This window comes from Pseudomonas sp. BP11-1-1, assembly GCF_052112105.1.
In the GTDB taxonomy this organism is placed as follows: Bacteria; Pseudomonadota; Gammaproteobacteria; order Pseudomonadales; family Pseudomonadaceae; genus Aquipseudomonas; species Aquipseudomonas alvandae.
In genome coordinates this window covers 496,153-515,883 of the sequence record NZ_JAUTYU010000001.1, presented here as the reverse complement: position 1 = coordinate 515,883, position 19,731 = coordinate 496,153, and the positions used below count along the sequence as shown (strand labels likewise).

Here is a 19,731-nt window from a genome sequence, read left to right as displayed (position 1 = left end):
AAAAGTTAAGTGGGGGTGTCCGGCTCGGCTGGGCTCAACTGTCGAAGGCATTCTGCAGCCAGTTCAACTGGTCGACGCTGCTGTCGATGGCAACCACGTCGAAGCGGCAGGGATGATCGGCCCAGCGAGACTCGCTTTGCAGGAAATACTGCGCGGCGAAAACCAGCTTTCGGCGTTTGCGCTCGTCAACGCTGTCGAGCGCGCCACCCCATTGGGTATTTTTCCTATAGCGGACCTCGACGAATACTACTGTATCGCCGTCAAGCATGACCAGATCCAGCTCGCCGCGCTTGCATAACCAGTTCTGCGCCAGCAGGCGCAGGCCTTGTTGCTGCAGATGCGCGAGGGCGTGGCCCTCGGCATCCTTTCCGCTTTGCAAGTGTGATCGATCAGGCATCAGCGCTGGGTGTCCGGCAGGCGCTGCACCTGGCCATTGACGAACTGGGCCCACGGCAATTGACGTTGCACGCGCTGGGTCGGCGAGATCGCCAGGCTGCCTGAAAGGCCTTCGATGCGGCTGTCCGGAAGCGTCTTGAGCTGGCCCAGGCGCGGAGCGAGGCGATAGGCGTCGGCTCCCATCGCATACAATCGGCCCAGGCTGCCACCGGCCTGGGGCCATTGTGCAGTCACCTGTTGGCGCAGTGGGTCATTGGCGTCGAGCAGCCATGGTGTTTCGCAGAAGCGCACGCCATTCATGTCGTTGTACTGGTTCTGGTCGCCGCTGACGCTGAACACCGAAGACGTTGCATAGACTGGCACGTCGCCAGCGTACTGGAAGTTCAGGGTCGGCTTGATCTGCTGGGCCTGCTGTGGCGTCGATGCGAGGAAAATGAACTCGATGTCCTGGCGACGAGACGGCTGGGCGGCGACCGTGGTGCCTACCGTGTTCTGCAGGCTCTTGGCGCGACCTTCACTCTGGCGCAGTTGGAACATGTCGGCGATCTGCTGGGCCAGTTGCACGGGTTGGTCGACACGCTCGATCGCAACGATGGTCCCGCCGTTGGCCTGCCAATCCTGGCTGAAGGCCTTCAATACACGATCGCCCCATTCGCCTTTCGGCACCATGGCGGCGGCACGATGCAGGCCGTCGGCGCGGGCGCGACGGGACACTTCGCGGGCTTCGTCTTCCGGCGCCAGGCCGAACTGGAACAGTTGGGGTGGGCCTTGTTCGCCTTCGCTGTAGTTCAGCGCCAAGGTGGTGATCGGCAGTTGTGGGCGCATGCTGATCTGCTTGACCAATGGTTTTTCCAGCGGGCCGACTACCAGCTGCACACCGTCAGCCTGGGCCTTGCGATAGAACTCATCCATCGAGGTCAGGCTGGCGCTGTCATAGATCTGGATGCTTGGCGGCTTCTGCCCGGCCGTTTGGGCCTGGTAGTGCGCGGCCATGAAGCCATCACGCAAGGCCTTGGCGACCGAGGCAAGCGGGCCGTTCTGCGGCAGCAGCAAGGCGATCTTGCTCAATGGCTGGCTCGCCAGCTCCTTGAGCTTGACCAGTGGCGTCGGCAATTGAAGCGCGGCCGGATGTTTCGGGTTCTGTTCGCGCCAGCTATCGATCGCCGCCTGTTGCTGTTCCAGGGTGCCGGCGGTTTTCACGGCCTTGGCCAGGCTCAACCAGCCGCCGAGGTCATCGGTGGTGGTCGGCTGCAGTTGATCGGTAGGCAGCGAGGCGATCAGGGTCCAGATCGCCTCATGGTTTTTTGCCGCCGCTTCGCCTTCCAGCAGTGGGGCGATAAAGATCCGCTCCTTGGCAGCGGCCAGGGTCTGGCCATCGGCTTCAAGGGCGCGAGCACGGACGGTGCCGGTGCGGACCTGCTGCTCCACCGGCATTTCGCTCAGGTGTTGCAGGCTCGGATGGTTCAGCGAAGCCAGGGCAGCCTTGGGCTGGTTGCGTGTCATGGCCAGTTCGGCCGACAGCGTGCTGGCGAAGATCTGTTGGCCGGGCTTGAGTGACTCCATCGGCACCTGTTGCAGGATCTGTGCGGACTGGCCAGCATTGCCTTGACGGTAGGCCAGGTCTGCGGCACTCAGGCGCAGCAGGGCAGCTTTTTCCGGGTTTTTGCTTTGGGTGGCCTGTTCGAGCAATTGCTCGATACTGGCATCCGGGGTCCGTGGAAGTTCGCCAAGGCTGGACGAGGGCGAGCTGGCGCAAGCGGCCAGGAGGGCAGCGAGGCAGAGGGCGGAGAGCAGCCGCAGGCAAGCGATCATGTAAATGTTCCTGATACGAGATCAAATTAGCGTCGAATTGTACCCAAGCGCTGGCCGGGGCGCGATGTTAGTGGTGTGAATCGATCAATTTAGGTATTTCAAAGAGTGCGGCGCAGCATAAAAGACTGGCATTGACCCCTGTGGCGAGGGAGCTTGCTCCCGCTGGGCTGCGTAGCGGCCCCAAAACCATCCAGCGCGGTACATCAAGATTTGGCTGTCAGATTTTTACGACTGCTGCGCAGCCGAGCGGGAGCAAGCTCCCTCGCCACAATGGCTTGCGTACATTCTCACGTAAGCAGTACTGCCCCAGGCTACCCGGTACTGCGAACAGCCGAGACCGCCGCTACACGCTACAATGGCGGTTTTTACCGATCATGAGGTACGCGTTTTGACTGCTCCAGGTGCTTTGAATTCCGCTGCTGGCTCGCTTTACGTGGTGGCGACCCCCATCGGCAACCTGGACGATATCAGTGCCCGGGCGCTGAAAATTCTGCGGGAAGTCGCCCTGATCGCAGCTGAAGACACGCGTCACTCCCAGCGCCTGATGCAGCATTTCGGGATTTCCACGCCATTGGCGGCATGTCACGAACATAACGAGCGGGACGAGGGCAGTCGTTTCATCACCCGCCTGCTGGCAGGCGATAACGTGGCGCTGATTTCCGATGCGGGCACGCCGCTGATTTCCGATCCGGGTTATCACCTGGTACGCCAGGCGCGTGCTGCTGGTATCAATGTGGTGCCGGTGCCCGGGGCTTGCGCATTGATCGCGGCGCTGTCGGCGGCCGGCTTGCCGTCGGACCGTTTCATCTTCGAAGGTTTCCTGCCAGCCAAGGCGGTCGGGCGGCGGGCGCGCCTGGAGGCTATAAAGGAAGAACCGCGCACGCTGATCTTCTATGAGGCGCCGCACCGCATTCTGGAGTGCCTGCAAGACATGGAGCAGGTGTTCGGTCCCGAGCGCCAGGCGCTGCTGGCCCGGGAGTTGACCAAGACGTTCGAAACCCTCAAGGGCTTGCCGTTGGCGCAGCTGCGTTCGTTCGTCGAGAGCGACAGCAATCAACAGCGTGGTGAGTGTGTCGTGCTGGTGGCGGGCTGGACACCGCCTGAAAGTGAAGATGCGGTCAGCAGCGAGGCAATGCGCATTCTCGACCTGTTATTGGAGGAAATGCCTCTCAAGCGGGCCGCCGCCCTCGCGGCGCAGATCACCGGCGAGCGCAAGAATGTGCTGTACCAGGTCGCGCTGGAAAAACAGAAGGGCCAATGAAACCGGCGCATCGGGCTGGCCATGGGCTTTTATCGCTTGTTCTTGAGCCGCTCTACCGTTAACCTTCGCGGCGGAGAGTCGATCGGACAGTCGCTGCCCTCTATGAAAATTAGGGGGGGGAGGAAAGTCCGGGCTCCATAGGGCGAAGTGCCAGGTAATGCCTGGGAGGCGTGAGCCTACGGAAAGTGCCACAGAAAATAACCGCCTAAGCGCTTCGGCGCCGGTAAGGGTGAAAAGGTGCGGTAAGAGCGCACCGCACGGCTGGCAACAGTTCGTGGCTAGGTAAACCCCACTTGGAGCAAGACCAAATAGGGTCCCAAGGCGTGGCCCGCGCTGGGACCGGGTAGGTTGCTAAAGATGTCCAGTGATGGCCATCGTAGACGAATGACTGTTCAAGACAGAACCCGGCTTACAGATCGACTCTCCACCTTTTTCCCTCCCTGCCGGAATCACTGGCAGAAGCCATTCCTAATACCAAAAAAATCTTACTCTTAACAAATCACTTTAACTTGTGCACGCAGCCTCCTGTGCTGCTTTGAGTTGAGGCGAATTTTCCTACGTCAGATTCTTGTTACCCCTCCTGAAACGCTCCTAAATCTCCGATCTATAAGGCTTTTCCTTCATTACGCGCCTTGACGGTGCGGTGGGCGCATTCCTATAGTGTGCGCAAGTGGCGGAAAGTGGCATGAAGTGGGTTTTTTTGAAGGTAAAACGCCAAAAAGTGGAGAAACGCTGACGTGTTTCGCGGAGCTAACGCAATCAGTCTCGATGCAAAAGGCCGGCTCGCCATGCCCAGCCGGTATCGTGACGAGCTCGTTTCGCGAAGTTCCGGGCAGTTAATCGTCACGATCGACGCTGTTGATCCATGTTTGTGCGTTTACCCTCTGGATGAGTGGGAAATCATCGAAACCAAACTGCGCGCATTGCCTTCGTTGCGAGAAGAAAACCGCCGCCTGCAACGCTTGCTGATCGGTAATGCCGTCGACCTCGAACTCGACGGCAGCGGTCGTTTCCTGGTGCCGCCGCGCCTGCGCGAATATGCCAAGTTGGACAAGCGCGCGATGCTGGTGGGCCAACTGAACAAGTTCCAGCTGTGGGACGAAGATGCCTGGAATGCGGTTTCCGCCGCTGACCTTGCTGCTATTCAACAACCGGGCGCCATGCCTGATGAACTGCGTGATTTGATCCTGTGACTATTGATAGCGGCTTTAACCACATCACCGTACTGCTTGACGAAGCCGTCGAGGCTCTCGCCGTACGTCCTGATGGCTGCTATCTGGACGGCACGTTCGGACGTGGCGGACACAGCCGGCTGATCCTCAGCCTGCTCGGGCCGGGCGGTCGGTTACTGGGGTTCGACAAGGATCCTCAAGCGATTGCCACCGGGCAAGCGCTGGCGGCCGAAGACGGCCGCTTTGTCGTTGTGCAGCGCAGCTTTGCCGAGCTGGGTGCGGAAGTCGAACAGCGCGGCTTGGCCGGCAAGATCAGCGGCGTGCTGCTGGATCTCGGCGTCTCTTCGCCGCAGCTGGACGATCCTGAGCGCGGCTTCAGTTTCCTCAATGACGGTCCGCTGGACATGCGTATGGACCCGTCCCGCGGCATCAGCGCTGCTGAATTCGTCAATACCGCCCCGGTGGAAGAAATCGCCCGTGTCTTCAAGGAGTACGGCGAAGAGCGTTTCTCCGGTCGCATGGCCCGTGCCGTGGTCGAGCGTCGTGACATCAAGCCGTTCGAGCGTACCGGTGACTTGGCCGAAGTATTGAAAGTGGCCAACCCGGCCTGGGAAAAAGGCAAGAATCCGGCAACCCGAGCTTTCCAAGGCCTGCGCATTCACGTCAACAACGAGTTGGGTGATCTCGAGGCTGGCCTTGATGCCGCCCTTGAAGCGCTGGAGGTGGGTGGTCGCCTGGTGGTGATCAGCTTCCACTCCCTGGAAGACCGTATCGTCAAACTGTTCATGCGCAAGCTCACCAAAGGCGAAGCCGATAACCTGCCGCGCAACCTGCCGGTGCGTTTCGAAGCCTTCGTACCGAAAATCAAGATTCACGGCAAAGCGCAGTTCGCCTCCGAGGCCGAGCTCAAGGCCAATCCACGTGCCCGTAGTGCGGTCATGCGCGTCGCGGAGAAGTTGCGGTGAGCAAGCTCTTCGCCAAGCCCCTGCCGGGCGGCAGCTTTTTCATGCTGCTGCTGTTTATCGGCGTGCTCGTGTCGGCCATTGCCGTGTCTTACAGCGCGCACTGGAATCGCCAGTTGCTCAATACCCTTTACAACGAGCTGAGCGTGCGCGACAAGGCGCAGGCCGAGTGGGGTCGGTTGATCCTGGAGCAAAGCACCTGGACTGCCCACAGCCGTATCGAAGTGTTGGCCACTGAACAATTGAAGATGCGCATCCCCGGCGCCGCCGAAGTGCAGATGGTGGCGCCATGATGAAGCTCGAAGGGGCACTGTTCCCGTGGCGGTTCCGCCTGGTCCTGGGCTTGCTCGGCATCATGGTCGCGGCGATTTCGTGGCGCATCATCGACTTGCAAGTGGTCGACCGTGATTTCCTCAAGGGCCAGGGCGACGCCCGTAGCGTGCGTCACATTCCGATCCCGGCCCACCGTGGCCTGATCACCGACCGCAACGGCGAACCGTTGGCCGTGAGTACGCCGGTGACGACCTTGTGGGCGAACGCCAAGGAAATGCAGCAGGCCAAGGAGAAATGGCCGGCGCTGGCTGCCGCTCTCGGCCAGGATCCAAAGGCCCTGGCTGAACGGCTTGAAGCCCAGGCCAATAAAGAATTCATCTATCTGGTGCGCGGGTTGACCCCCGAGCAGGGCCAGAGCGTGCTCGATCTGAAAGTGCCGGGCGTTTATGGCATTGAAGAGTTCCGGCGCTTCTACCCGGCCGGTGAAGTCACTGCCCATATGGTCGGGTTTACCGATATCGATGATCGAGGGCGGGAAGGGGTCGAACTGGCCTATGACGAATGGCTTGCCGGGGTCGCCGGCAAGCGCCAGGTCATCAAGGACCGGCGCGGCCGGTTGATCAAGGATGTCCAAGTCACCAAAAACGCCAAGGCCGGCAAGCCCTTGGCGTTGTCCATTGACCTGCGCCTGCAATACCTGGCCAACCGCGAGTTGCGCAATGCCATCGTCGAGAACGGTGCCAAGGCCGGCAGCCTGGTGATCATGGATGTGAAGACCGGCGAGATCCTGGCCATGGTCAACCAGCCGACCTACAACCCGAACAACCGCCGCAACCTGCAACCGGCGATGATGCGCAACCGCGCCATGATCGACGTGTTCGAGCCGGGCTCGACCATGAAGGCGGTGTCCATGGCCGCCGCCCTTGAAACCGGGCGCTGGAAACCGAGCGACACCGTCGAGGTGTACCCCGGCACCCTGCAGATCGGCAAGTACACCATTCGCGACGTGTCCAAGACCGAAGGGCCGGTGCTTGACCTGACCGGTATCCTGATCAACTCCAGTAACGTCGGCATGAGCAAGATCGCCTTCGATATCGGCGGCGAAACGATCTATCGCCTGGCCCAGAAAATCGGCCTTGGCCAGGACACCGGCCTGGGCTTCCCGGGCGAGCGCGTCGGCAACCTGCCGAACTACCGTGACTGGCGCAAGGCTGAAACCGCCACGTTGTCGTACGGCTACGGTGTTTCCGTAACCGCGATCCAGCTCGTCCACGCGTTTTCCGCGTTGGCCAACAACGGGCGTATCGCACCGCTGACGCTGATCAAGACTGACAAGGCGCCCCAGACGACCCAGGTCATCCCGGAAAACGTCGCCAAGACCATGCAGGGCATGCTGCAACAGGTGATCGAGGCCCCGCGCGGTGTCTATCGCGCCCAGGTGCCGGCCTATCACGTCGCCGGGAAGTCGGGTACGGCCCGCAAGACGTCCGTGGGCACCAAGGGCTATGCCGAAAACTCCTATCGTTCGCTGTTCGCCGGCTTCGGCCCGATGAGCGACCCGCGCTACGCCATCGTGGTGGTCATCGACGAACCGAGCAAGGCCGGTTACTTCGGTGGCCTGGTTTCCGCTCCGGTGTTCAGCAAAGTGATGTCCGGAACCCTGCGCCTGATGAACGTTACCCCGGACAACCTGCCGCCGACCCAGCAGGCGAGTACCGCCCCGGTCGTTCCCTTGAAAGCTGACGGAGGGCGTGGCTGATGTCCCTGAGCCTGAACAAGATTTTTGCCCACGCCGGTCATGACCTGCTGATTCGCGAATTGGCCCTCGACAGCCGTGACGTGCGCGCCGGTGACCTGTTCCTGGCCGTGCCGGGAGCCCGTTTCGATGGCCGCGACCACATTGCCGACGCGTTGAAACGCGGAGCGGCCGCCGTGGCCTATGAAGTGAACGGCGCAACCGTGCTGCCGATCACCGACGTCCCGCTGATTCCGGTCAAGGGGCTGGCGGCGCAGTTGTCGGATATTGCCGGACGCTTTTATGGCGAGCCGAGCCGTCACCTGAACCTGATTGGGGTGACCGGCACCAACGGCAAGACCAGCGTGACCCAACTGGTGGCGCAGGCGCTGGATCTGCTCGGGCAGCATTGCGGCATCGTCGGGACCCTGGGCAATGGTTTCCACGGCGCCCTGCAAAGCGGGCTGCACACCACGCCGAATCCGATCGCTGTGCAAGCGACCCTGGCAGACCTGAAGAAGGCCGGGGCCAAGGCCGTCGCGATGGAAGTCTCTTCCCACGGTCTCGATCAAGGCCGGGTCACCGCGCTGGCCTTCGATGTAGCGGTGCTGACCAACCTGTCCCGCGATCACCTGGATTACCACGGCACGATGCAGGCCTACGGCGAGGCCAAGGCCCGGCTGTTCGCCTGGAACAACCTGAAGTGCCGGGTCATCAATATCGATGACGAGTTCGGTCGGCAACTGGCCGCCGAGCAGCGCGAGTCCCGGTTGATTACCTACAGCCTGGAAGACGCCAGTGCCTACCTTTATGTACGCCAGGCACAGTTCGATGACGAAGGCGTGCGCGCCACGCTGGTTACCCCTCAGGGTGAACACCATTTGCGCAGCACCCTGCTGGGTCGCTTCAATCTGAGCAACGTATTGGCCGCCGTCGGCGCCTTGCTCGGGTTGGACTACGCGCTGGATGAAATTCTCAAGGTCTTGCCGAAGCTTGAAGGCCCGGCCGGGCGCATGCAGCGCTTGGGCGGTGGCACCCAGCCGCTGGTGGTGGTCGATTACGCCCACACCCCCGACGCATTGGAAAAAGTCCTCACGGCGTTGCGCCCTCACGCCAAGGGTCGGTTGCTGTGCCTGTTCGGCTGTGGCGGCGATCGTGACCGTGGCAAGCGTCCGTTGATGGCTGAGGTCGTGGAGCGGCTGGCCGATGGTGTCCTCGTCACTGACGACAACCCGCGCAGCGAAGACCCGTTGCGGATTTTCGACGATATCCGTGCCGGTTTCTCGGCGGTGGATAACGTCACCTTCGTGGCCGGACGCGGCCAGGCCATTGCCCAATTGATCGCCAGTGCGTCGGCGAATGACGTCATTGTCCTGGCCGGCAAAGGGCACGAGGACTACCAGGAAATCAACGGTGAGCGCCACGCGTTTTCCGATCTGGTGGAAGCCGATCACGCGCTGACCGCATGGGAGGTGGCCCATGCTTAAGGCCTTGAAGCTCAGCGAACTGACCAACGCCCTGGGCGCGCGCCTGATCGCAGCGGACGCCACGTTCAACGGCGTCAGCATCGACAGCCGGGCGATCGCCCCGGGCCAGTTGTTCATCGCCCTGGCCGGGCCGCGTTTCGACGGCCACGATTATCTGAACGAAGTGGCGGGCAAAGGCGCGGTCGCGGCGTTGGTCGAGCGCGAGGTGACCAACAGCACGCTGCCACAATTGCTGGTCGGCGACACCCGCCAGGCCCTGGGCCAGCTCGGTGCGTTGAATCGCGCGGCATTTGCCAACCCGGTCGCGGCCATTACCGGCTCCAGCGGCAAGACCACGGTCAAGGAAATGCTCGCCAGTATCTTGCGCACGCGCGGTCCGGTGTTGGCGACCCGTGGCAACCTGAACAACGACCTCGGCGTACCGTTGACCCTGCTTGAACTGGCGCCGGAGCATAGTGCCGCCGTCATCGAGCTGGGTGCTTCGCGGGTCGGCGAGATTGCCTACACCGTCGGCATGACCAAGCCCCACGTGGCGGTGCTCAACAACGCCGGGACCGCTCACGTCGGCGAGTTCGGCGGCCCGGAGAAAATCGTCGAGGCCAAGGGCGAGATCATCGAGGGGCTGGCTGCCGATGGCGTCGCCGTGCTCAATCTCGACGACAAGGCATTTGAAATCTGGAAGGCCCGGGCGGGCGAGCGCAAGGTGCTGACCTTCGCCCTGAGCAACCTCGCGGCGAATTTCTACGCCAGCGACCTGGACCGCGATGCCCGCGGCTGCCCGGCTTTCAACCTGCACAGCCCTGACGGCGCCGAGCGCGTGCAGTTGAACCTGCTCGGCACCCATAACGTTGCCAATGCCCTGGCCGCCGCTGCGGCCGCCCATGCGCTGGGTGTTTCGCTGCCAGGCATCGTCGCTGGATTGAACGCGGTGCAACCGGTCAAGGGCCGCAGCGTCGCGCAACTGGCGAGCAACGGCATGCGCGTCATCGACGACACCTACAACGCCAACCCGACATCGATGTGCGCGGCCGTGGATATCCTTGCAGGCTTCTCCGGTCGCACCGTGCTGGTGCTCGGCGATATCGGCGAGTTGGGCGAGTGGGCGCAACAAGGCCACCATGATGTCGGCGCGTATGCGCGCGGCAAGGTCGACGCGCTGTACGCCGTTGGGCCAATGATGGCCCACGCCGTGGCGGCGTTTGGCGAGCACGCACAGCATTTCACCACCCAGGCCGAGCTGATCCAGGCCCTGGGCGCCGAGCAAGATCCGAACACCACCTTATTGATCAAGGGCTCACGCAGTGCGGCGATGGAAAACATCGTGGCGGCTTTGTGCGGCACCCGTATGGAGAAACATTAATGCTGCTGCTGCTAGCGGAGTACCTGCAACAGTTCCACAAAGGCTTCGCGGTCTTCCAGTACCTGACCCTGCGCGGGATCCTGGGTGTGCTGACCGCGTTGTCGTTGTCGCTGTTCCTGGGCCCGTGGATGATCCGCACCCTGCAGAGCCTGCAGATTGGCCAGTCGGTCCGTAACGACGGCCCGCAATCGCACCTGTCCAAATCCGGTACGCCGACCATGGGCGGCGCGCTGATCCTGTCGTCGATCGGCATCAGCACCTTGCTCTGGGCCGACCTGGCGAACCGTTACGTCTGGGTCGTGCTGCTGGTGACGCTGTTCTTCGGCGCCATCGGCTGGGTCGACGACTACCGCAAGGTCATTGAGAAGAACTCCCGTGGTCTGCCAAGCCGCTGGAAATATTTCTGGCAGTCGGTGTTCGGCCTCGGCGCGGCGATCTTCCTTTATATGACCGCCGCCTCGCCGGTGGAAACCACCCTGATCCTGCCGATGCTCAAGGACTACAGCATCCCGCTGGGCGCTGGCTTCATCGTGCTGACCTACCTGGTGATCGTCGGTTCGAGCAACGCGGTCAACCTCACCGATGGCCTCGACGGCCTGGCGATCATGCCGACGGTGATGGTCGGCGGTGCACTGGGGATCTTCTGCTACCTGTCGGGTAACGTGAAGTTCGCCGAATACCTGCTGATCCCTTACGTGCCGGGCGCCGGTGAGCTGATTGTGTTCTGCGGTGCGCTGATCGGTGCCGGCCTGGGTTTCCTGTGGTTCAACACCTACCCGGCGCAAGTCTTCATGGGCGATGTCGGCGCGCTGGCGCTGGGCGCGGCCCTGGGCACCATCGCGGTCATCGTTCGCCAGGAAATCGTCCTGTTCATCATGGGCGGCGTGTTCGTGATGGAGACCCTGTCAGTCGTCATTCAGGTTGCCTCCTTTAAATTGACCGGCCGCCGTGTATTCCGCATGGCGCCGATCCACCACCACTTTGAACTCAAGGGCTGGCCCGAGCCGCGCGTGATCGTCCGTTTCTGGATCATCACCGTGATTCTGGTGCTGATCGGCCTTGCCACCCTGAAGCTGAGGTAGAACGAGTGTCCCTGATCGCTTCTGACCACTTCCGCATCGTTGTCGGCCTCGGCAAGAGCGGCATGTCCCTGGTTCGCTTCCTGGCGAGCCGGGGCGTGTCGTTTGCCGTGGCCGATACGCGGGAAAATCCGCCTGAGCTGGCCACGCTGCGCCGTGACTATCCGCAGGTGGATGTGCGTTGTGGCGAATTGGACGTCGAGTTCCTGTGCCGCGCCGACGAACTCTACGTGAGCCCCGGCCTGGCGCTGGCGACCCCGGCCTTGCAGGCTGCGGCCGCCCGTGGCGTGAAGATGTCCGGCGACATCGAGCTGTTTGCGCGCAACGCCAAGGCACCGATCATCGCCATCACCGGCTCCAACGCGAAGAGCACCGTGACCACCCTGGTCGGCGAAATGGCTGCCGCCGCCGGCAAGCGTGTCGCCGTGGGCGGCAACCTGGGCACGCCGGCGCTGGACTTGCTCAATGACGATATCGAGTTGTACGTCATGGAGCTGTCCAGCTTCCAGCTTGAAACCACCGACCATCTCGGCGCCGAAGTGGCGACCGTGCTCAACATCAGCGAAGACCACATGGACCGCTACAGCGGCCTGCCGGCTTATCACCTGGCCAAGCACCGGATCTTCCGCGGCGCCCGCCAAGTGGTGTTCAACCGCCAGGATGCGTTGACCCGTCCGCTAATGGGCGAAGGCCTGCCGTGCTGGACCTTCGGCCTCGGTGTCCCTGATTTCAAAGGCTTCGGACTGCGCGAAGAGAACGGCGAAAAATACCTCGCCTTCGAGTTCCAGAACCTGATGCCGGTGCGCGAACTGAAGGTTCGTGGCGCTCACAACCAGGCCAACGCCCTGGCGGCGCTGGCCCTGGGGCATGCGGTCGGCTTGCCGTTCGACGCCATGCTCTCGGCCCTGCGCAACTTCGCCGGGCTCGAACATCGCTGCCAGTGGGTGCGCGATCTTGATGGCGTGGCCTGGTACAACGATTCCAAGGCCACCAACGTCGGTGCCGCGCTGGCGGCCATCGAAGGCCTGGGCGCGGACATCGACGGCAAGCTCGTGCTGATCGCCGGCGGCGACGGCAAGGGCGCCGACTTCAAGGACCTGCGCGACCCGGTGGCCGCCAACTGCCGTGCCGTGGTGCTGATGGGCCGCGACCGCGAGCTGATCGCCGCTGCAATCGGCGATGCCGTGCCGCTGGTGCGCGTCGCTTCGCTGGACGAAGCCGTGCAGCAATGCCGTGCCCTCGCACAACCCGGCGATGCTGTCCTGTTGTCGCCGGCCTGCGCCAGTTTCGACATGTTCAAGAACTACGAAGAGCGCGGGCAATTGTTCGCCCGGGCCGCGGAGGACTTGGCATGAGCCTGATGAACATCATCAAGCCGTATCCGTCGCCGTTGATCACCGGGCGCGGCATCGACCTGGATTTCCCGATGCTCGCCGGTTGCCTGGCCTTGCTCGGCCTCGGCCTGGTCATGATCACCTCCGCCTCGTCGGAAGTGGCTGCCGTGCAGTCGGGCAACACGCTTTACCACATGATCCGTCACCTGATTTACCTGGTGATCGGCCTGGGTGCCTGCGTCGTCACCATGATGGTGCCGATCGCCACCTGGCAACGCCTGGGCTGGATGATGCTGCTCGGTGCCTTTGGCCTGTTGGTCATGGTGCTGGTGCCGGGCATTGGCCGCGAGGTCAACGGCTCGATGCGCTGGATCGGCTTCAGCTTCTTCAACGTTCAGCCTTCGGAAATCGCCAAGGTCTTCGTGGTGATTTTCCTGGCCGGTTACCTGGTGCGTCGCCAGAAGGAAGTGCGCGAGAGCTGGATGGGCTTCTTCAAGCCGTTCATCGTGTTGCTGCCGATGGCGGGCTTGCTGCTGATGGAGCCGGACTTCGGCGCCACGGTGGTGATGATGGGCGCGGCGGCGGCCATGCTGTTCCTCGGTGGCGTGGGGCTGTTCCGCTTCATCCTGATGGTGGCGCTGGCGGTGGCGGCGGTGACGGTGCTGGTGCAGGCGCAACCGTATCGGATGGCGCGCCTGATTACTTTTACCGATCCGTGGGCCGACCAGTTCGGTTCCGGCTATCAATTGACCCAGGCGCTGATCGCGTTTGGTCGTGGCGAATGGCTGGGCGTGGGCCTGGGCAACAGCGTGCAGAAGCAGTTCTACCTGCCGGAAGCGCATACCGACTTCGTGTTCTCGGTCTTGGCCGAAGAGCTGGGCGTGGTGGGTTCCCTGTGCACCGTCGCCCTGTTCGTATTTGTTTGCGTACGCGGCATGTACATCGGCTTGTGGGCCGAGAAGGCCAAGCAGTTCTTTGCCGCCTATGTGGCGTATGGCCTGTCGTTCCTGTGGATCGGCCAGTTCCTGATCAACATCGGCGTGAACGTCGGCCTCTTGCCGACCAAGGGCCTGACGCTGCCGTTCCTCAGTTATGGCGGCAGTTCCCTGGTGATCTGCTGTGCCTGTCTCGGCCTGTTGTTGCGCATCGAATGGGAGAGTCGCACCCACTTGGGCAGCGAAGAGATGGAGTTCCAGGAGAGCGACTTCGCCGAGGAGCCGACTCATGGGCGCTAACGTGCTGATCATGGCCGGCGGTACCGGTGGACATGTGTTCCCGGCGCTGGCTTGTGCCCGGGAATTCCAGGCGCGCGGCTACACCGTGCACTGGCTGGGTACGCCACGGGGCATCGAGAATGAACTGGTGCCGGCCGCTGGCCTGGAATTGCATCGGATCAATGCCAGCGGCCTGCGAGGCAAAGGCAAGCTGTCGCTGCTCAAGGCGCCGCTGATGTTGCTCAAGTCGATCTGGCAGGCGCGGGCGATCATTCGTCGGCTGCGGCCGGTGTGTGTCGTCGGCTTCGGTGGTTATGTGACCGGTCCGGGTGGCGTTGCGGCAAAACTGGCCGGCGTGCCAGTGATCGTCCACGAGCAGAATGCCGTGGCCGGTACCGCCAATCGGTTACTGGTGCCGTTGGCCGCCCGGGTCTGTGAAGCCTTTCCCGACACCTTTACCCTGTCGGGCAGCCGGCGTACCACCGGGAATCCGGTGCGCACCGAGCTGTTCCTCGATACACCGCGCCCGGCCCTGGCCGGACGCAAGGCGCGTTTGCTGGTCCTGGGCGGAAGCCTGGGGGCAGAACCGTTGAACAAATTGCTGCCCGAAGCCCTGTCGCAGGTCGCCCCCGAACTGCGCCCGGAAGTGTTTCACCAGGCCGGCAAGAACCACGATGAGGTGACTGCCGAGCGCTACCGCGCCGTTGGCGTCGAGGCGCAAGTGCAGCCTTTCATCAAAGACATGGCCCAGGCCTATGGCTGGGCCGACCTGGTGATCTGCCGCGCAGGCGCGCTGACCATCAGTGAACTGGCTGCCGCCGGTCTGCCCTCGATGCTGGTGCCTTTGCCCCACGCCATCGACGATCACCAGACTCGCAACGCCGATTATTTGGCCCGTGAAGGCGCTGCCTTCCTGATGCCACAAAGAACGACTGGCGCCGCGGATCTTGCCGCGCGCCTGACAGAGGTCTTGATGCAGCCGCAAACACTCGAAGACATGGCCCGCGCCGCGCGCCGCCTGGCCAAACCCGATGCCACCGCCCAAGTGGTCGATAGCTGCCTGGAGGTGGCCCATGGTTGAGAATCGCAAAGCCATGCCACAACCGGAAATGCGCCGCATCCGTCGCATCCACTTCGTCGGGATCGGCGGCGTGGGCATGTGCGGGATCGCCGAGGTGTTGCTGAACCTGGGTTACCAGGTCTCGGGTTCCGACCTGAAGGCTTCCCCGGTGACTGAGCGCCTGGAGTCCTTTGGCGCGCAGATTTTCATCGGCCACCGCGCCGAGAACGCCGCCAACGCCGACGTGCTGGTGGTGTCCAGCGCCGTGAACACCTCCAACCCGGAAGTCGCCACTGCCCTGGAACGCCGCATTCCCGTAGTGCCGCGTGCCGAAATGCTGGCCGAACTGATGCGCTATCGCCACGGCATCGCCGTCGCCGGTACCCACGGCAAGACCACCACCACCAGCCTGATCGCTTCGGTGTTCGCGGCCGGTGGCCTGGACCCGACGTTCGTGATCGGTGGTCGCCTGAATGCTGCTGGCACCAATGCCCAGCTGGGCACCAGTCGCTACCTGATCGCCGAAGCCGACGAGAGCGATGCGAGTTTCTTGCACCTGCAACCGCTGGTCGCCGTCGTTACCAACATCGACGCCGACCACATGGCGACCTACGACGGCGACTTCAACAAACTGAAGAAAACCTTCGTCGAGTTCCTGCACAACCTGCCGTTCTACGGTCTGGCGGTGGTGTGCCTGGACGACCCGGTGGTGCGTGAAATCCTGCCGCTGGTCAAGCGTCCGACCGTGACCTACGGCTTTGGCGAAGACGCCGACGTTCGCGCAATCAATGTGCGCCAGCAGGGCATGCAGACCTACTTCACCGTGCTGCGTCCTGATCGCGAGCCGTTGGACGTGTCGGTGAACATGCCCGGCAACCACAACGTGCTCAACGCACTGGCGACCATCTGCATCGCCACCGACGAAGGCGTCAGTGATGAAGCGATCGTCCAGGGCCTGTCCGGGTTCCAGGGCGTGGGCCGGCGCTTCCAGGTCTACGGCGAACTGCCGGTGGACGGCGGCAACGTGATGCTGGTCGACGATTACGGTCACCACCCGACCGAAGTCGCGGCGGTGATCAAGGCCGTGCGTGGCGGTTGGCCGGAGCGCCGCCTGGTGATGGTCTACCAGCCGCACCGCTACAGCCGCACCCGCGACCTGTATGACGATTTCGTCCAGGTCCTGGCCGACGCCAACGTGCTGCTGTTGATGGAAGTCTACCCGGCCGGCGAAGAGCCGATCCCCGGCGCCGACAGCCGCCAGCTGTGCCACAGCATTCGCCAACGCGGCCAATTGGACCCGATCTACATCGACCGCGGCGTGGACCTCGCGCCACTGGTCAAGCCGCTGCTGCGCGCCGGCGACATCCTGCTGTGCCAGGGCGCTGGCGATATCGGTGGCCTGGCCCCGAAACTGTTGAATAGTCCGTTATTCGCCGGCGCCATCGTGGCCTCCAGCGAGGGGAAACTGAAATGACTGCTGCCTACGCCAACCTGGTCTCGACCCTCGAGCCGAAAGCCTTCGGCCGCGTTGCCGTGCTGTTCGGCGGCAAGAGCGCCGAGCGCGAGGTGTCCCTCAAGTCCGGCAACGCCGTGCTGCAAGCCTTGCAAAGCGCTGGTGTCGACGCCTTCGGGATCGACGTGGGCGATGACTTTCTGCAGCGCCTGCTGAGCGAAAAGATCGACCGCGCCTTCATCATTCTTCACGGTCGCGGCGGCGAAGACGGCAGCATGCAAGGCCTGCTCGAATGCCTGGGCATTCCCTACACCGGCAGCGGCATCCTCGCGTCGGCCCTGGCGATGGACAAGCTGCGCACCAAGCAGGTCTGGCACAGTCTCGGCATCCCGACGCCGCGTCACGCCGTGCTGGCGTCCGAGGCCGATTGTATTTCGGCGGCGACGGAACTGGGCTTCCCTTTGATCGTCAAACCGGCCCATGAAGGTTCCAGTATCGGCATGGCGAAAGTGAATTCGCTGCCTGAGTTGACCGCAGCCTGGAAGGACGCCAGTTCCTACGATTCGCAAGTGTTGGTCGAGCAATGGATCACCGGTCCCGAGTTCACCATCGCCACCCTGCGTGACCAGGTGTTGCCCCCGATCGCGCTGGGCACGCCTCACACGTTCTACGACTACGACGCCAAGTACATCGCCAATGACACCCAGTACCGCATTCCCTGCGGGCTGGATGCTGCCAAGGAAAAACAACTGATGGACCTCACGGCCAAGGCCTGTGAGGCGCTGGGTATTGCCGGTTGGGGCCGGGCAGACGTGATGCAGGACTCCGATGGGCAGTTCTGGTTCCTGGAAGTCAACACCGCCCCCGGCATGACCGATCACAGCCTGGTGCCGATGGCGGCCCGCGCCGCCGGCCTTGATTTCCAGCAGCTGGTGCTGTCGATTCTCGCCGCCAGTGTCGGCAAACAAGAGCCAAGAGGTTAAGCCATGCAAGGCGCATCGCTTCGTCATCAGCCCTCCGCACCCGGCCGCAAGCCGGTGCCGCGGGGTGCCAGCCGAATGGTGGCCAAGGAGCCGATGTCGGCGCGCTTGCCGAAAGCCAATTTTGGTTTTCTCAAGAGCCTGTTCTGGCCGGTGCTGCTGGTGGCGTTGGGGTTCGGTACCTACGAAGGCGCCCAACGGCTGCTGCCTTACGCCGATCGGCCGATCGCCCGGATCAACGTCCAGGGCGACCTGAGCTACATCAGCCAGCAGGCGGTGCAGCAACGGATCGCCCCGTTCGTCGCGTCGAGCTTCTTCACCATCGACCTGGCGGGCATGCGCACGGAGCTGGAGCAGATGCCCTGGATCGCCCATGCCGAAGTCCGGCGGGTGTGGCCTGACCAGGTGTCGATCCGCCTGGAAGAGCAATTGCCGGTGGCCCGTTGGGGCGACGAGTCGCTTTTGAACAACCAGGGCCAGGCGTTTACGCCACGGGAACTGGCCAATTATGAACATTTGCCACAACTGTTCGGTCCACAACGGGCCCAGCAGCAAGTGATGCAGCAATACCAGGTGTTGAGCCAGATGTTGCGGCCATTGGGCTTCTCCATCGCGCGCCTGGAACTGCGTGAGCGCGGCAGTTGGTTCCTGACCACTGGCGCGGGCAGCTCGGGGCCGGGCATCGAGCTGTTGCTCGGGCGCGGCAACCTGGTGGAAAAGATGCGCCGCTTCATTGCCATCTATGACAAGACGCTCAAAGAACAGATTACGAACATTGCGCGCATCGACCTGCGCTACGCCAACGGCCTCGCTGTTGGCTGGCGGGAACCTGTAGCGCCGACGACGGCCGTACCCGCCGTCGCGAAGAATTAAGAAGAGGCTGGACCCATGGCAAACGTGCAAAGCGGAAAAATGATCGTCGGTCTTGATATCGGCACTTCCAAGGTGGTGGCGCTGGTAGGCGAAGTCGCGGACGACGGCACGCTGGTCATCGTCGGGATCGGTACACACCCGTCCCGCGGCTTGAAGAAGGGCGTGGTGGTGAACATCGAGTCCACCGTGCAATCGATCCAGCGCGCCATCGAAGAGGCGCAGCTGATGGCCGGTTGCCGGATCCACTCGGCGTTCGTCGGCGTCGCGGGCAATCACATCCGCAGCCTGAACTCCCACGGCATCGTGGCGATTCGTGATCGCGAAGTCAGCTCCGCCGACCTCGAACGCGTGCTCGACGCGGCCCAGGCCGTGGCGATCCCGGCTGACCAGCGTGTGCTGCACACCCTGCCGCAGGACTACGTGATCGATAACCAGGAAGGCGTGCGCGAGCCCCTGGGCATGTCCGGCGTGCGCCTGGAAGCCAAGGTCCACGTGGTCACCTGTGCGGTGAACGCTGCGCAGAACATCGAGAAATGCGTGCGCCGCTGCGGCCTGGAAATCGACGACATCATCCTCGAGCAATTGGCCTCGGCCTACTCGGTGCTGACCGACGACGAGAAAGAGCTGGGCGTGTGCCTGGTGGACATTGGCGGCGGCACCACCGACATCGCGATCTTCACCGAAGGCGCGATCCGCCACACGGCTGTGATCCCGATTGCCGGCGACCAGGTGACCAACGACATCGCCATGGCGTTGCGCACCCCGACCCAGTACGCCGAGGAAATCAAGATCCGCTATGCCTGCGCCCTGGCGAAGCTGGCCGGTGCCGGCGAAACCATCAAGGTGCCAAGCGTCGGCGACCGTCCACCGCGCGAACTGTCGCGCCAGGCCCTGGCCGAAGTGGTCGAGCCGCGCTACGACGAGCTGTTCACGCTGATCCAGGCCGAACTGCGTCGCAGCGGCTACGAAGACCTGATCCCGGCCGGCATCGTGCTGACCGGCGGTACGTCGAAGATGGAAGGCGCGGTCGAGCTGGCCGAAGAGATTTTCCACATGCCGGTGCGCCTTGGCGTGCCCCATGGCGTCAAGGGCCTGGATGACGTGGTGCGCAACCCGATCTATTCCACCGGCGTGGGCCTGTTGATGTATGGCCTGCAAAAGCAGTCCGACGGGATCTCGTTCTCGGGGATAGGCAGCCGCGACAGCTACAGCAGCGACGAGCCGAAGGCACCGTTGTTCGAGCGGCTGCAGGCTTGGGTGAAAGGCAATTTCTGACTGAT

General features: G+C 62.9%; 17 protein-coding genes and 1 other RNA gene. 16 read left to right on the top strand and 2 right to left on the bottom strand.

The genetic code is table 11. The annotated features are described in order from the left end of the window. Positions 1-34: 34 nt before the first annotated feature. Positions 35-397, bottom strand: coding sequence for a YraN family protein (locus Q7C33_RS02250; protein ID WP_030139688.1), 363 nt, complete (start codon positions 395-397; stop codon positions 35-37). Beyond that, a complete protein-coding gene (locus Q7C33_RS02245; RefSeq protein ID WP_198796606.1) occupies positions 397-2,208 on the bottom strand; it encodes a penicillin-binding protein activator in 1,812 nt (603 codons plus the stop codon). Before Q7C33_RS02245 ends, Q7C33_RS02250 begins: the two co-directional genes overlap by 1 nt. A gap of 355 nt (positions 2,209-2,563) precedes the next feature. Between Q7C33_RS02245 and rsmI the strand changes: the two genes are divergently transcribed. The 16 genes from rsmI to ftsA all read left to right on the top strand — a co-directional run bounded on the left by rsmI (position 2,564) and on the right by ftsA (position 19,726). Beyond that, positions 2,564-3,469, top strand: coding sequence for a 16S rRNA (cytidine(1402)-2'-O)-methyltransferase (gene rsmI, locus Q7C33_RS02240; RefSeq protein WP_407682764.1), 906 nt, complete (start codon positions 2,564-2,566; stop codon positions 3,467-3,469). Between the two features lie 74 nt (positions 3,470-3,543). Next, an RNA gene (gene rnpB, locus Q7C33_RS02235) (RNase P RNA component class A) lies at positions 3,544-3,897 on the top strand. A gap of 309 nt (positions 3,898-4,206) precedes the next feature. After that, positions 4,207-4,662 carry a division/cell wall cluster transcriptional repressor MraZ gene (gene mraZ / locus Q7C33_RS02230; RefSeq protein WP_003205355.1) on the top strand — a complete coding sequence of 152 codons (456 nt, stop codon included), beginning with the start codon at positions 4,207-4,209 and terminating at the stop codon, positions 4,660-4,662. Then, positions 4,659-5,606 (top strand): 16S rRNA (cytosine(1402)-N(4))-methyltransferase RsmH, encoded by a 948-nt coding sequence (gene rsmH, locus Q7C33_RS02225; protein WP_030139685.1) that lies wholly within the window; start codon positions 4,659-4,661, stop codon positions 5,604-5,606. Before mraZ ends, rsmH begins: the two co-directional genes overlap by 4 nt. After that, positions 5,603-5,896 carry a cell division protein FtsL gene (ftsL, locus tag Q7C33_RS02220; protein ID WP_003178214.1) on the top strand — a complete coding sequence of 98 codons (294 nt, stop codon included), beginning with the start codon at positions 5,603-5,605 and terminating at the stop codon, positions 5,894-5,896. Before rsmH ends, ftsL begins: the two co-directional genes overlap by 4 nt. Beyond that, the gene (locus tag Q7C33_RS02215; protein WP_181287711.1) at positions 5,896-7,635 is read left to right on the top strand and encodes a peptidoglycan D,D-transpeptidase FtsI family protein; all 1,740 of its coding nucleotides are present in this window, start codon (positions 5,896-5,898) and stop codon (positions 7,633-7,635) included. Before ftsL ends, Q7C33_RS02215 begins: the two co-directional genes overlap by 1 nt. After that, positions 7,635-9,098, top strand: coding sequence for a UDP-N-acetylmuramoyl-L-alanyl-D-glutamate--2,6-diaminopimelate ligase (locus tag Q7C33_RS02210; protein ID WP_217861299.1), 1,464 nt, complete (start codon positions 7,635-7,637; stop codon positions 9,096-9,098). The genes Q7C33_RS02215 and Q7C33_RS02210 overlap by 1 nt, the downstream gene beginning before the upstream one ends. After that, a complete protein-coding gene (locus Q7C33_RS02205) occupies positions 9,091-10,458 on the top strand; it encodes a UDP-N-acetylmuramoyl-tripeptide--D-alanyl-D-alanine ligase (protein ID WP_323154176.1) in 1,368 nt (455 codons plus the stop codon). The genes Q7C33_RS02210 and Q7C33_RS02205 overlap by 8 nt, the downstream gene beginning before the upstream one ends. Then, positions 10,458-11,540, top strand: a complete 1,083-nt coding sequence (gene mraY, locus Q7C33_RS02200) for a phospho-N-acetylmuramoyl-pentapeptide-transferase (RefSeq protein WP_030139681.1) — start codon at positions 10,458-10,460, stop codon at positions 11,538-11,540. Before Q7C33_RS02205 ends, mraY begins: the two co-directional genes overlap by 1 nt. Positions 11,541-11,545: 5 nt before the next feature. After that, positions 11,546-12,892 carry a UDP-N-acetylmuramoyl-L-alanine--D-glutamate ligase gene (gene murD / locus Q7C33_RS02195; RefSeq protein WP_030139680.1) on the top strand — a complete coding sequence of 449 codons (1,347 nt, stop codon included), beginning with the start codon at positions 11,546-11,548 and terminating at the stop codon, positions 12,890-12,892. After that, entirely contained in the window at positions 12,889-14,106 is a 1,218-nt protein-coding gene (gene ftsW, locus Q7C33_RS02190) for a putative lipid II flippase FtsW (protein ID WP_030139679.1), read from the top strand. The genes murD and ftsW overlap by 4 nt, the downstream gene beginning before the upstream one ends. Further along, positions 14,096-15,166 (top strand): undecaprenyldiphospho-muramoylpentapeptide beta-N-acetylglucosaminyltransferase, encoded by a 1,071-nt coding sequence (gene murG / locus Q7C33_RS02185; protein ID WP_407682763.1) that lies wholly within the window; start codon positions 14,096-14,098, stop codon positions 15,164-15,166. Before ftsW ends, murG begins: the two co-directional genes overlap by 11 nt. After that, positions 15,159-16,619, top strand: a complete 1,461-nt coding sequence (murC, locus tag Q7C33_RS02180; RefSeq protein ID WP_030139677.1) for a UDP-N-acetylmuramate--L-alanine ligase — start codon at positions 15,159-15,161, stop codon at positions 16,617-16,619. Before murG ends, murC begins: the two co-directional genes overlap by 8 nt. After that, positions 16,616-17,581 (top strand): D-alanine--D-alanine ligase, encoded by a 966-nt coding sequence (locus tag Q7C33_RS02175; protein WP_407682762.1) that lies wholly within the window; start codon positions 16,616-16,618, stop codon positions 17,579-17,581. The genes murC and Q7C33_RS02175 overlap by 4 nt, the downstream gene beginning before the upstream one ends. Positions 17,582-17,584: 3 nt before the next feature. After that, positions 17,585-18,451 (top strand): cell division protein FtsQ/DivIB, encoded by an 867-nt coding sequence (locus Q7C33_RS02170; protein WP_030139675.1) that lies wholly within the window; start codon positions 17,585-17,587, stop codon positions 18,449-18,451. Positions 18,452-18,466: 15 nt separating this feature from the next. Next, entirely contained in the window at positions 18,467-19,726 is a 1,260-nt protein-coding gene (gene ftsA, locus Q7C33_RS02165; RefSeq protein WP_003205342.1) for a cell division protein FtsA, read from the top strand. Positions 19,727-19,731: the final 5 nt, after the last annotated feature.

Coding starts and splice junctions, on each gene's coding strand:
- Q7C33_RS02205 (WP_323154176.1), top strand. CDS start 9,091: ATGCTTAAGGCCTTGAAGCTCAGCGAACTGACCAACGCCCTGGGCGCG.
- Q7C33_RS02215 (WP_181287711.1), top strand. CDS start 5,896: ATGAAGCTCGAAGGGGCACTGTTCCCGTGGCGGTTCCGCCTGGTCCTG.
- Q7C33_RS02175 (WP_407682762.1), top strand. CDS start 16,616: ATGACTGCTGCCTACGCCAACCTGGTCTCGACCCTCGAGCCGAAAGCC.
- Q7C33_RS02250 (WP_030139688.1), bottom strand. CDS start 397: ATGCCTGATCGATCACACTTGCAAAGCGGAAAGGATGCCGAGGGCCAC.
- mraY (WP_030139681.1), top strand. CDS start 10,458: ATGCTGCTGCTGCTAGCGGAGTACCTGCAACAGTTCCACAAAGGCTTC.
- Q7C33_RS02170 (WP_030139675.1), top strand. CDS start 17,585: ATGCAAGGCGCATCGCTTCGTCATCAGCCCTCCGCACCCGGCCGCAAG.
- murC (WP_030139677.1), top strand. CDS start 15,159: ATGGTTGAGAATCGCAAAGCCATGCCACAACCGGAAATGCGCCGCATC.
- murG (WP_407682763.1), top strand. CDS start 14,096: ATGGGCGCTAACGTGCTGATCATGGCCGGCGGTACCGGTGGACATGTG.
- Q7C33_RS02245 (WP_198796606.1), bottom strand. CDS start 2,208: ATGATCGCTTGCCTGCGGCTGCTCTCCGCCCTCTGCCTCGCTGCCCTC.
- ftsA (WP_003205342.1), top strand. CDS start 18,467: ATGGCAAACGTGCAAAGCGGAAAAATGATCGTCGGTCTTGATATCGGC.
- ftsW (WP_030139679.1), top strand. CDS start 12,889: ATGAGCCTGATGAACATCATCAAGCCGTATCCGTCGCCGTTGATCACC.
- Q7C33_RS02210 (WP_217861299.1), top strand. CDS start 7,635: ATGTCCCTGAGCCTGAACAAGATTTTTGCCCACGCCGGTCATGACCTG.
- rsmI (WP_407682764.1), top strand. CDS start 2,564: ATGGCGGTTTTTACCGATCATGAGGTACGCGTTTTGACTGCTCCAGGT.